Below are 12,639 nucleotides of genomic sequence, written 5' to 3'. Positions count from 1 at the left end.
GCAAATAAATGAAAATAAAGAATATTCTATCTCTTTTATAACAGGATATAGATGATAAACTACATGAATGCTTTTAATAACTGGGCTACTAATGGAGCCACTCCCCCAATAAATGTTAAGACTGCGATAGCAATTGACATCCCGAATTCCTCCCTATGCAAAAAACTGATATTTCTAATTTTTATAATTATACAAAATAATGAACGAGATTGGAATATGTAATTTTATATATTTTCTTGTTCCTTATACAAATCTTAGTCTATCATTTTTTCTAAAGGAGATTTGGTCCTCGTATAGAATGTTTACAACATACCATTTTCGAGGCCTAAATCTAGCATCTTCAAGTGAATCTAATATTTTAGAATAATCATATTTTAAACAAAAAGTGACATAGAATTATGATTCTGTGACACTTTTTATCAAAATCAATAAAACATCAAGTTTATTTCATGTTTTAACAGTTCAAAAAAGCGACACAGAACTCAACCCTTATGATTTTAAGCTATAGAAAACATGAAAATAGCAATAGTTGTCTGAATATTTAAAAATTAGATTCGTTTAGAGATGCTGATTCTACGTCTATCATTTAGTTTTTGAAAATGTAGATAAATACAAATCATATTTAGTACGGTACAAAAAAGATATGTCAAGAATTAAGTATTCCAAACTGTTTTTTTGTAACAATAAGAACCGCACAATTAAAAATGAAATTTACACAAGATACCAAATGTTAAACTCGTAAAAAATCAGTGATATGATGCGATGCGCTTTTGCATGGTATTACTGGATTCTTTCGTTGCACATTTCGTAAAAAGACATTGAGAATTTTACATATTATAGTTAACAATACAGTGTTAGGAGGTCATTTTATATGGCGAAAGGAGGAAGACAACCTGGCGCAAAGGAACCTATTCGATCATTAGAAAAAGTTGAAGAAATGAAAGATTGGTTATTGCAGAATTCTTCGTATCGAAATTATTTTCTGTTCTACTTTGGAATTAACACAGGTTTACGAATTAGCGACATTTTACGGTTACGTGTGAAAGATGTTCGTGGGAAAAATGTCATGAAAATCAAAATGGAGAAAACAGAAACAACGGTGGAAGTTTACTTCAATACTGTATTGCAACAAGAAATTGCGAAGTATACAAGTAATCGAGCGGATTCTGATTGGTTATTTTTAAGCCGGTAAGGAGATAAGCCGATTACAAGACAGATGGCTCATACATTCTTACACCACGCAGCAAAAGCTTGTGGGATTGACTCAGAAAGATGGAGAACTCATTCCATGAGAAAAACGTTTGGTGCGCCCAGACAGGGTGTTTGATACATTGCCTCGATAGAGGTCTGGATTGGAGCAATATCCAGTACTCAACCTACTTACCGGAAGTGGAAACGCTGAAAGGGAACAAAGCATGTGGGTAACGCAAGAAAGCTGAGAAGCGGGTTATCAGATTGTCTTGCAAGAGTAACGCGAAATATGGTTAAAGCTAAACTGCTTGAATCCTAGTCATAAGGCTCTTATTTGCGGGGAAGGCGTACATCCGTTAACACGCCTTCGGAATAAGGATACCGATATCAGCCGAACGGTTATTGATAAGCTCCTTCTTATTCCCCGAGCATTGGAAATGCGTTAACGTGACGAACGGGGAACCTAAGTTTCGCCTAAACATGTGTCTTACATCAACTGGGGATAGCCTAAGGCATAGATGCTATGGCTACGGAGCCTTCGTAGTAGTTCGAGATAGGGAAAGCCTATTACATGGCGAAGGAAGGCAGGTTATTCATTTTGTTAGAGAATGAGAGGTGCACGAGAGGTGCGAAATGCTGAACAAACTCTTACAATCCTAGAGGAAAAGTCAAAAAAGGATAAACAATATACTTTCAAAGGGCTTTACAGAAACTTATAAAACCCAACGTTTTATTTGAAAGCCTACTCCAAAATTCAAGGAAAAGAAGGAAATATGACAGCAGGCGCTGATGGAAAGACTATCGACGGATTCAATCTGACTTGGATAAGTGAAGTCATTGATGACATCAAAAAAGAGAAATACCAACCAACACCCGTTAGAAGAAAATACATTCCCAAAAAAGATGGTAAGCAAAGGCCGTTAGGCCTCCCAAGCATTAAAGATAAGATAGTTCAAGAAGTCCTAAGACAAATCCTTGAAGCCATCTATGAGCCTATCTTCCTCAATTGCTCACACGGTTTTCGTCCGAACAGAAGCTGTCATACAATCCTTACGGACATTAAAAAAATCAGTACTGGAGCAGTTTGGGCAATAGAAGGAGACATCAAAGGTTTCTTTGACAATATCAACCATGATACACTCCTCTCATTTTTAAGGAAAAAAATTGACGATGGAAGACTTCTTGAACTCATCGCAAGATTTTTAAAAGCAGGGTATCTGGAGAATGAAACAAAATACAACACGTATTCCGGAACCCCTCAAGGAGGAATTATCAGTCCTATTCTGGCCAATATTTATCTTCATGGACTGGACATTTTCGTATCAAACATAATTGGGGAGTTTAATAAGGGTACATACAAGAAAAAGAACCCTCAATACATGAAATGGTACTGGAAAAGAAGATGGGCACTAGAGAAAGGAAGGATGGAAGAAGCACAGGAGTATCTCAACGAGATGCGAAAGCTTCCTGTCTATGATCCTTTCGACCCAGATTACGTGAAGGTAGACTATTATAGATACGCTGATGACTTTGTCATTTTTATAAGCGGAAGTAAACGGGTAGCATTAGAAATTAGGGAGCGAATTAGATTTTTCCTTAAGGACAATCTACAGTTGGAATGAAACATGAACAAAACTTTCATCACATTAGGAAATTGAAAGACGTCAAAAACAAATACAAGCATAAGAACAAACCTACCCCTAAATGGGTAGTTACGACGTCTGCCAAGAACAGAAAAACCTTGATAGTCTGTAAAAAATGTCATCTTGATATTCATGGAGGACGATACGACGGAACAAACCTAACCTCTAGCGAATAACTGGAAAGCCGGATGCAGGGAAACTTGCAAGTCCGGTTTGGGAGGGGGACGTTGGAAACCTACGCTGAGCGTAAAGGCGCTGGCGTCCTACCTCACGATACCATTACTATCAAAGAAAAAAAGATGTGTATTATTTAATGAAACTATTTGGTCATGCGACGCAAAGACAAACATTATAGTACATTGGTGTTGCAGCGGATGAAATTCGAGTATCGATGGAGGATTTCACGTTATAAGAATAAAGGGGGAAACAAATGAACGTTAAAGCTATTCTTGGGAAGCTTTGCAATCGCTAGTGTATTTATTGCCTATATTAAACCTTCTGATAATCGTAGTGCGAGCTCATATATAGGTAATAAAATAGAAAAATTACCAGATGGAGCGAAAATAAATAATCATTTTATTCAGAAAAAAACAGAAAATATTTTAGGAGTTCAGAGGATTAAAAGAAATAATAAAAATGATAAAGGGATACAATTCATTAAGATGTGTGTTCTATTCAATTTGATACATATAAATTATTTTTATAAAATTGAATAATTAAGGTGATAACGTGTTATAATATAAGAGAAATAAACACTCCTACTTATTTATAAGGCAAATAAGTAGCTATTATTTCACAGTATGTACCAAAAAAAGACCCTATTAGGGTCTTTTTTTGGTACATACTTCTATTTTTTTGATTCTTTAAATGTATCTTTTAAATCTTTATCTGTTACTTTTATATCAGCTTTTTTTAATAAATCCTCAATAAATTTTTGCTGCCATTGTTGATCTTGTAAGCGTTTGGTTTCTAATTCTTTACGAATCCTTTCTTTTTCTTCTGCAAAAGGTTTTAATTCTTTTTTATCTGTTACCTTAATAATATGATATCCATAAGAGGACTTTACCGGATCACTTACTTGTCCTACTTCTAATTTATAAGCCGCTTCTTCAAATTTAGAATCCATTTCACCTGGACCAAACTCAGGTAATTCGCCTCCTTTTTCTTTTGAACCAGGATCCTCTGAATATTGTTTAGCTAGTGTAGCAAAATCTTCCCCATTATTTAATTTTTCTTTGATTTCTTTTGCTGTATTTTCATCTTTAACTAAAATATGACTTACTTTCAATTTTGGTTTGTAGTTTTCTTTAAGATCTTTTTCTGTAATGGATGCTTTAATACCTTTTTCAAGAGCGATTTGGGGTTTCATTTGTTCTTTTAATGCATTTTCATCTTTAAGGCCAGATTGTGCCAATGCTGATTTGAAATTATCTCCCATCTGTTCTTTTAATTCTTTTACTTTTTTAGTTGCTTCTTCATCAGAAACTTTGTACTTATCCAGTAAAACCTTATTCAGCATCATTTGGTGTAATGCTGTTTTTCCATACGTTTTCTTTAATTCTTTTTCTAAATCGGTTTGTGTTACATTTCCTGCTTTTGATGTTGCAACATTTTCTGAGGAACCACATGCGGATAATAATAAAATGCTACTTATTACCGCACCAATAAAAATACGTCGTTTATTCAAAAGATTATACCTCACTTTACAAATTGATTTATAATTCAGTATAGCAAAAAAATATAAACTTGCATATCTCATCTACACGATGTTGAATAGTTAAGGGCATATACATTGCCATCAAGGTAAATGCGTACAATGATAAGTATAGGGGTGTAGAGTTTTGTTGCTCAAATTAATAGGTAGAACTTCAAAACTTTGTATGTGAAATAAACCCTAGCCTATCTCATTTTTAAGGGTAGAACCAGCATCTCCGAGCACATTGTTAATTTGTAATTTGAAGTGACCCTCGAAAACGGGACACCTATCAAAACACCTAAACCACTTGTTCCCTAAAGAATTTAGGGAACAAGTGGTTTCATTTTTCTTGAATTCGCACACAATTGGGTTCTGGTGCAAAGAAAGAATATGTTCCCAAGAAATAATGAGGAGTCCTACTGGAAGCATTCTTTACGCTGTGAATCCAAATAATTGATGAATAAATTCTTTTTGATTTTGAACAGACTGATCCCGTAAATCAACCTGTTCTTTTTTTATCATATGCATGGCTTCTACTCCTGCAAGAATACATGTAGCTGTGCCAAAAGATTTAAATCCTAACATAGAGCGTACACGTTTTTTAATGAACCGATGGTCTTGCTCCACTACGTTATTTAGATATTTTATCTGTCGAATTTGAGTGCTTAACGATACTTTTTCTCTTTCTTTAATTTAGTGATGGCAACTGGATAAACAGGATTTTTATCAATTGTGATTGTACGAGGTTTTGAGACATGAAAAGACTGCAAAGCTTTCTTAAAGAATCGCTTTGCAGCCGTATGATTCCTAGTTTTACTAAGATAAAAGTCAATTGTATTTCCCTCAGAATCAACCGTGCGGTATAAATATACCCATTGTCCTTTTACTTTTATGTACGTTTCATCCACTCGCCATGAAGCATTTGTTTAAGATGACGTCGGATCCATTTATCCAGTTCCAGTCCGTATTGATGGACCCAGCGCATAATCGTGGTATGAGCTAAGGATAATCCTCTTTTTTCCATCATTTCCACCAAGTCTCGAAAACTTAGATTGTACCGCAGGTACCAACGTACAGTTAATACAATGATATCCGGTTGGTAATGCTTCCATTTAAACAAATTGTCACACACCTTTTATAGAGTAATACTATCAGTATGTCCAAAGTTTAGAGATTACTTGCAATTCCTCGAATTTTTTGCACCAGAACCATAAACAGTACATTATTTTTTAAATCCATTCGTAAACGTACACTTTTTCAGATACATAGAAACATAGGGAAAGACGCGTCTATAAAAGTTTGTTTTTTGTTTTACAGACATCTTTAAATTTTATATACCTTTACGGATATAAATGAGCTATAATTGTGGCCGAGGTGAAAAGATTGCAAGATAAAAAGTTTGGATATGTTAGGGTTTCCAGTAAAGACCAAAATGAAGAACGTCAGATTGAAAATATGAAATATCTTGGAATAGAAGATCGGGATATTTTTATTGATAAGCAATCTGGGAAAAATATGAAGAGGGAAAATTATCAAATGTTAAAAAGATTGGTGCGTACGGGGGATACCATTATTTTTGATTCCTTAACAAGATTAGGGCGTAGCATGAATGATTTATTAGAGGAATTTCGTTACTTTGAACAACAGCGTATTAATTTGCAATTTATTAAAGAGCCTTTTATTAATGTGAATTATAATGGCGAAAGTACAAACGATGTGATTCAGCAAGCTGTACAAAAAGCAACCCTTACCATTCTATCTGCTTTTGCAGAAAAAGAAAGAAATGATATCAAACAAAGACAAGCGGAAGGGATTGCTTTAGGAAGACCGCCTGTACAAATTACAGATCAATTTATGGAGGCATACCGAGAGTGGCAATCTGGAAAAATTACAGCCGTCGGAGCAATGAGAAAATATGATATAAAACGTTCTTCTTTTTATAAACTAGTAAAAGAATATGAAGCACAAAGAAAAACGAAATATACAGCTGAAATGGAATGATATTTACAAAGAAGACAACCGAGTTTCTTCCTATTATATAAGCATTGTAATTGTTACGGTAGGGCACTGCGCTCCGATGATGTCTAAAATCATGTCTTGCTAAATTTGGCGAAGACGTACCGGTGTTAAGGGAATCCTTTTGATATGTTGGGGGGTGTTACACACATAGATTGGAGGGACAAATACTCCTATTTTTAAACAAACGTTTGATTCAGCATGATTTGTGCAAAGTCCGGGGAAATTCGCTAAATAATGAACAAATTTTGCGTATGTAAAATAATAGCCTATATGGAGTATTTTTTATCCGCTCGTTCTTTTGAAATGAATTTGATATGATAGAGGTATGAAAGGCTAGGTAGGTATCAGAATGAACAATCGCGTTAATTTTCATATTGATTTTGCTTTTACGCAATTATTTGGAACCCAAGGGACTGAAGGAGCTTTTTTGAATGCAGTCTTGCAGACGACACTATCTTAGGTATAGGAGAATTCGTAAATGTAGAAATGTAGATTGCGAATAAACCATGGTATCTAGAAACATTCTTTGTATTACTAATCAAAACTGTATGCATCTCAAATGAAAGAAATCATGCCGTATAGTAAACTACAGAAATTCATTCTGATTAATGTGTTAGATTTTGTTTTGCTGTTTTTCTTAAATATCCAAAATGCGGTAACTATCTCAAAATTTTTTATTTTTTATTTCAAAAATACAACGTAATAACATCTGAAACATGTCAATGAAACTGTATATGTTTTGATATGTTTATTTTTTAAACAATTTTAATCATTTATTGATAAGGGTTTTGTCACTAAATTTTTTGCTATTCCACTGTTTCGAGGGGGTGGGAAAAGATACTAAATTGGAAAATTTCCTTTTTTATGTACAAATAATGTCCGACATTGCTACACATACCTCTACCACTTGATGAGGTTCAGAAAAATATGGAATGTTTTACGTTTTAAAATATATTCGATGTAAAGGGGATGGGTTAATGTTAGAAAACAAGTTAGGAATTACGAATCAAATCGAGTTAGCAAAAGCAGAAGAGAGGATAAGTAAAACCAATGCCAAAAAGATGTATGATTCGGGAGATATTAATAAATTAGATGTCGGTACATACAAAGGCTTAGCAGATATTCATACATATCTGTTTGGTGATATCTATGAGTTTGCAGGTAAGACACGTAATGTGAATATTGCAAAAGGGAATTTCAGATTTGCACCAGTTATGTACTTAGAGGCATCATTGAATTACATTGATAGTATGCCACAATCCACTCTTGAGGAAATTGTGGCGAAGTATGTAGAGATGAATGTTGCACATCCGTTTCGAGAGGGTAATGGTCGTAGTACACGTATTTGGCTAGACTTAATCTTGAAAAAAGAATTAAAGAAAGTCGTTGATTGGAATCTGATTGAAAAAGAAGCGTATCTTTCAGCCATGGAGCGAAGTCCAGTTAATGATTTGGAAATTCGTTATCTAATTAAAAATGCGTTGACCACTACAATCAATGACCGTGAAGTTTTCATGAAAGGTATAGATATTAGCTATTACTATGAGGGATATATAGAATATAGTGCCGATGATTTGTAGGCTTAGTGACAGGGTAGCTGCTCTAGTCTGCAGGACTTTTTCCATTAAAAGTAAATGGGTGGATGAATGCTATGATGTAACTGTAATTTCTTTGGCGCACTCTTTTTTAAATTGCCTCTTTGCTCTGATTAATGTACTTTTTGAAATCCCCATTTTTTCTTCCACTTCTTTGTAAGAATGATTATGTAAAAGAAATAAAGCATGTTCTATTTGTTTCTTATTAGGGGTACCGCCACATCGCTATCAAGCTAAGCTTATGCAAAGTCAATTTTAAGTGAGATTTTTTCTTTTTTCTAAAGGGCAAGTGTAGATGAGTGAAAGGTTTGCATACGAAATAAACCCTAACGGGTTTCAATTTTTTGAATTAAGCGGCTTGATTTTCAGACATGGTACGATTGTAAACGACACCGAATATATCAAAAAACATAAGAGCATACAAAATATTTACAATTATTGCAGCTGTTTTTGCTGTAATTGGATTAGTATTTCAATATATGCATATCCCTCCTGTGATAAGTGGTATGATTATAGCTGGTGCAGTTCGATCTGATATGCAAGCATCTAATCTATTTTTGCAAGTCGGGATCGTACAAGGACTTTTGCTTCAGCTTTCTATATAGGAATTTTAGTTATATTATTACAAAATAACTGGGTACAAAAACTATTTTGCCCATTAAAATATTATGGACGTATGGCGTTAACAAATTATATTTCACAAACAGCTCTTGTATTAATTGTGGGATATCTTTGTCAGCGAATAGGTACTTATTCTTATTTCTGTACATTGTTTGCATTGGTATTTATATCATTCAGATATTATTTAGTATGATATGGCTTCGTTTTTTTAGAATGGGACCATTGGAATATATATGGAGAATTCTTACTTATTGGAAATTAATACCTATTAGAAGGTAATAATGATATTTTAAAAATTTATTTAAAAATTTATTTAAAAATGAACGGGATAGTAAAGATTAAAAAAACGAGATTTGATTACATCTCGTTTTTTCTACACTATAAATTATTTATCATACATCTTATTAACTTTTTTGAAACGTCAACCAGAAAAAATGGAGGGTTTTAACATAAAATATTCTTAACGTTGTTTTTTTCCGAAATGCTGGCGGTATTCTACCTGCGGAAGCGGAACATGAGTTTAGTACACAATTATCAGTAAGTTATAATCATACTATTACAGTAACTAGACAAGTAACAAATACACAACAATTAAGTAATGAAAAAGTGGCGGATTCTTATCCACTGAAAGAATACAGGGGAGCTGTATATCAATTATCATCTACGTATACTGTAAATCCAGGTCCTGCATTGGAAAAAGCGCCAGTATCTTTAGCGCAAACAAAATTCGTTTACGATACATCCACTTTATACTTAACGGTTACTCCTGGGGTAACAGGTTAATTTTTTTGACGTAACCTTTTAAATTCGATGTTTCTTGGATACACTGATACTAGGATTCTAAAAAGATATATGATTAGAAAACTATTTTAAATAGATGAAATAGAAAAGAGGATATATGTTCAATATATGAATATATACCCTCTTTTCTTATGTGGATCACATGACATACATAAGAATTTTATTTATTAAGTTTTTGTATATAAAAGTTTTTCTCTTTTTTCCTCGTATTTGTCGATGTGTTTTCCGACTGTTTCACAATCAAGCCTTAATTGTTTTGCAATTTTTCTTCTTTCTTGTACGTGCAATAGTATGCATGCTAGTTTTTCTGCAGAATAATCATCTACCTAAATTTTCCTAAACATTTATAAAATCTAGTTGATAGACGTTTGGTTTTACCCCTATTAGTAGAGAACAGAAGATAATTAGAAGTAGTTTTATATTATGTCGATATATTAACTTTGTTGATTTGAAACCAACCAATTGGAAATAATCGGTTATCTCCCAGCGTGTTTTACAATAAATCACTTTTGTGAAAGTTCATTTTAGTTTACATCGTCACTCTCGTTTCTTGTTACAATTTGAATGAGAATGGGGAGAACATTACTGAGGAGTTCACTTCATTTTACATGTTGAACAAACGGGAGAGTAAAAGATGAAGATAAAAAATATATACAAAGTGTTGGCGACTACCATGCTAGTAAGCCAACTCATGGGTCCCGCGATTTCGTATGCAGCTACACAGGATCCTAGTGAACAAACCAAAGACCCAAAAGAAGTGAAACATGGTTTGTTAGCAAATTATTATACAGATGATGCGTTTCACAATTTGACTATGTTTACAGTTCAATCTACAGGGAAAACGCAACTCAATACAGAAACGCTACAGGAGGCCTTATCGAAAGATAAGCAAACAGTTCCAATCTGTACGTTGGATGGGCTACATTCAACCGAGTGAAAGTGGCGAATATGAATTTTCTACATCAGATGATTCACATGCAACCATTCAAATCGATGGGAAGATAATTGTACAAGATGCTCCCATGAAAGAAAAGATGACCCTAGAGAAAGGGAAAACATATGCCATTACGGTAGAATATCACACAGATAAAAATGGAGCTTCACAATTTGAGATGTTGTGGTCTGTGAATGGAAAAGAAAAAGAAGTTGTGCCAGAAAATAATTTAGTCTTACCTAATTTTTCTAAGGATAAAGTTAAACAATTTACAATATCATCCAAAAACAATGTCATGGCAGATGATGATGGGGACGTTACAATCGATTCTGATGATGATAACATTCCAGATGATTGGGAAATAAATGGATATACGGTGAAAAACGGTCTCATTGTAAAATGGGATGACGCGCTGAAAGCACAAGGGTATACCAAATACAAATCGGATCCACTGAATAAACATACTACGGGAGACCCTTATACGGATACGGATAAAGTGTTAGATCATGTGGATGGTGGTATTTTATCAGAAGCAAAAAATCCGATTGTAGCTGCTTTTCCAAAAGTAGGGGTCAATATGGAAAAAATGATACTAACAAAGAATCAAAACGTGTCTCATGATCAAGGGGGGACGGAAACAAATGAATCGAGCCATACTGTTGGAATCTCCACTACAAATAGTACGTCGGAGTCGAATACAATAGGGGCCTCTGTATCTGCTGGCTATCCGTGGTCGGTTTCTGTATCAGCCAATTATTCTCATGATTATACGACGAGTGTATCTGTAGATAAATCAGATTCTAATACAAGTGGGCATAGTGATGGAAAATCATGGAGTGAAACATTAGGAATTAATACAGCTGAAGCAGCCTTTTTAAATGGAAATGTACGATATGTAAATGTTGGAACTGCGCCCATTTACAATGTAAAACCAACGCTTAATTTTGTTGTAGGAGAAGGCTCTTCTGCACCGACTATCGCAACTGTTATGGCAAAAGCCAATACAGTAGCAAACGTGTTAAACCCTGGAGCATTTTATCCGTCAACAACACAAGGTCCAATTGCTTGGAATACGATGGATGATTTCAATGCACAGCCTATTAAGTTGAGTTATAGCCAGGTACAACAAATAGAACAGGGTGATCCTTTACAAATTCAAACGACGCAAACATCTGGAAACTACAAAACATACAATTCAGATGGAGATGCAATTGTGGATGATTCGCAAAAATGGGAAAATATTATGAACGATATTGAAAATAAAACAGCAGCTCTTACGATAAATACGGTCAATGATACGAAAGAAAGGTACATTTCAGCTCGAAAGGCAGCAAACTATGACATACAGAGCCAACCAGAAGTCACGTTAGGAGAGGCGGTAGAGACTGCATTTCCAGGAGCAAAAATCGATGGGGATAAGCTGATGTACCAAAACGTTAATCCAGAAGTTATGAGAATTGGGATGGATCGTCAAACATATGATGAGATACATAATCAAATGAGCCAAACAGGGGATGAAAATATCTATCATGCCAAATTAAAGCAGGGTATGAATATTTTATTCTATCAACAACTAGGACTCAAAAAAGATGTAGATGGTAAAATTTACTATTTCAATAATGATGGTTCTAAGAAAACTGGCTGGTTTACGGATAAAGATGGAAAAAAATATTACTTTGATGAAAAAAATGGTGGTGCAGCAGTGATTGGTTGGTTTACAGATAAAACAGGCCAACCAAGTAGTAATTATTATTTTAATGATGATGGTACAGCAGTTACAGACTTCAAAGTGATTGATGGGCAGGAATGTTACTTTGAATCCACTGGTGCACTACACTCTATACTCATAAGACACATACCATTGAATGAATTAGTAAACAAAAAAATTACACTCTTATCACCCGACGAGAGGTATAAGCAGGTTCTAGTAGGTCTTAATGCCGATAAACGGCCAGGTATACCCCTGGGATCGCACTACTATGATTCTCCAGGTGAAGTAGCACTAGCTGACTGGCTTCCTACTGGCCTGTCGGATGAGCTTTATATGGTAACAATTCTTTATACACCAGCATCTTTTTAAGAAGCCATAATGCGTTCATATTTTAAAAATATGGATATCTATGTAGGGAACAGGCAGTA

The 12,639-nt window shown here is 34.5% G+C and carries 9 protein-coding genes and 3 pseudogenes; 9 read left to right on the top strand and 3 right to left on the bottom strand.

Annotated features, from left to right (window positions below; all coding sequences use genetic code 11):
* Window positions 1-871 precede the first annotated feature (871 nt).
* The 3 genes from MHI28_RS32060 to MHI28_RS36285 all read left to right on the top strand — a co-directional run bounded on the left by MHI28_RS32060 (window position 872) and on the right by MHI28_RS36285 (window position 3,010).
* The gene (locus MHI28_RS32060) at window positions 872-1,192 is read left to right on the top strand and encodes a tyrosine-type recombinase/integrase (protein ID WP_340828597.1); all 321 of its coding nucleotides are present in this window, start codon (window positions 872-874) and stop codon (window positions 1,190-1,192) included.
* Between the two features lie 772 nt (window positions 1,193-1,964).
* On the top strand, window positions 1,965-2,813 hold the full coding sequence (locus MHI28_RS32055; RefSeq protein WP_340828596.1) for a reverse transcriptase domain-containing protein: 849 nt from the start codon (window positions 1,965-1,967) through the stop codon (window positions 2,811-2,813).
* Window positions 2,810-3,010, top strand: a complete 201-nt coding sequence (locus MHI28_RS36285) for an HNH endonuclease (protein ID WP_445661803.1) — start codon at window positions 2,810-2,812, stop codon at window positions 3,008-3,010. Before MHI28_RS32055 ends, MHI28_RS36285 begins: the two co-directional genes overlap by 4 nt.
* Before the next feature lie 671 nt (window positions 3,011-3,681).
* On the opposite strand, the gene MHI28_RS32050 is transcribed toward MHI28_RS36285, so the two are convergent.
* The gene (locus MHI28_RS32050) at window positions 3,682-4,521 is read right to left on the bottom strand and encodes a peptidylprolyl isomerase (RefSeq protein ID WP_340828595.1); all 840 of its coding nucleotides are present in this window, start codon (window positions 4,519-4,521) and stop codon (window positions 3,682-3,684) included.
* A 441-nt stretch (window positions 4,522-4,962) separates the two neighbouring features.
* Window positions 4,963-5,662: pseudogene (locus MHI28_RS32045) on the bottom strand (IS6 family transposase).
* Window positions 5,663-5,895: 233 nt separating this feature from the next.
* On the opposite strand from MHI28_RS32045, the gene MHI28_RS32040 reads away from it, so the two are divergent.
* Both MHI28_RS32040 and fic read left to right on the top strand, forming a co-directional pair.
* On the top strand, window positions 5,896-6,531 hold the full coding sequence (locus MHI28_RS32040; protein ID WP_340828594.1) for a recombinase family protein: 636 nt from the start codon (window positions 5,896-5,898) through the stop codon (window positions 6,529-6,531).
* 995 nt (window positions 6,532-7,526) lie between these two features.
* Complete coding sequence (fic, locus tag MHI28_RS32035; RefSeq protein WP_340828593.1) at window positions 7,527-8,129, top strand: protein adenylyltransferase Fic; 603 nt, start codon at window positions 7,527-7,529, stop codon at window positions 8,127-8,129.
* A gap of 69 nt (window positions 8,130-8,198) precedes the next feature.
* On the opposite strand, the pseudogene MHI28_RS32030 reads toward fic, so the two are convergent.
* Window positions 8,199-8,360, bottom strand: a pseudogene (locus MHI28_RS32030) (helix-turn-helix domain-containing protein); the annotation flags it as partial.
* 337 nt (window positions 8,361-8,697) lie between these two features.
* Here MHI28_RS32030 and MHI28_RS32025 point away from each other — a divergent pair.
* The 4 genes and pseudogenes from MHI28_RS32025 to MHI28_RS32010 all read left to right on the top strand — a co-directional run bounded on the left by MHI28_RS32025 (window position 8,698) and on the right by MHI28_RS32010 (window position 12,580).
* Window positions 8,698-9,044: pseudogene (locus tag MHI28_RS32025) on the top strand (DUF418 domain-containing protein).
* Window positions 9,045-9,371: 327 nt separating this feature from the next.
* Window positions 9,372-9,548, top strand: coding sequence for a hypothetical protein (locus MHI28_RS32020; protein WP_340828592.1), 177 nt, complete (start codon window positions 9,372-9,374; stop codon window positions 9,546-9,548).
* A 652-nt stretch (window positions 9,549-10,200) separates the two neighbouring features.
* Window positions 10,201-10,503 (top strand): hypothetical protein, encoded by a 303-nt coding sequence (locus MHI28_RS32015; protein ID WP_340828591.1) that lies wholly within the window; start codon window positions 10,201-10,203, stop codon window positions 10,501-10,503.
* On the top strand, window positions 10,481-12,580 hold the full coding sequence (locus tag MHI28_RS32010; RefSeq protein ID WP_340828590.1) for a binary toxin-like calcium binding domain-containing protein: 2,100 nt from the start codon (window positions 10,481-10,483) through the stop codon (window positions 12,578-12,580). Before MHI28_RS32015 ends, MHI28_RS32010 begins: the two co-directional genes overlap by 23 nt.
* Window positions 12,581-12,639 lie beyond the last annotated feature (59 nt).

Source organism: Bacillus sp. FSL K6-0268, assembly GCF_038005425.1.
Taxonomy (GTDB): domain Bacteria; phylum Bacillota; class Bacilli; order Bacillales; family Bacillaceae_G; genus Bacillus_A; species Bacillus_A thuringiensis_S.
This window is presented reverse-complemented; position numbering and strand designations above follow the sequence as displayed.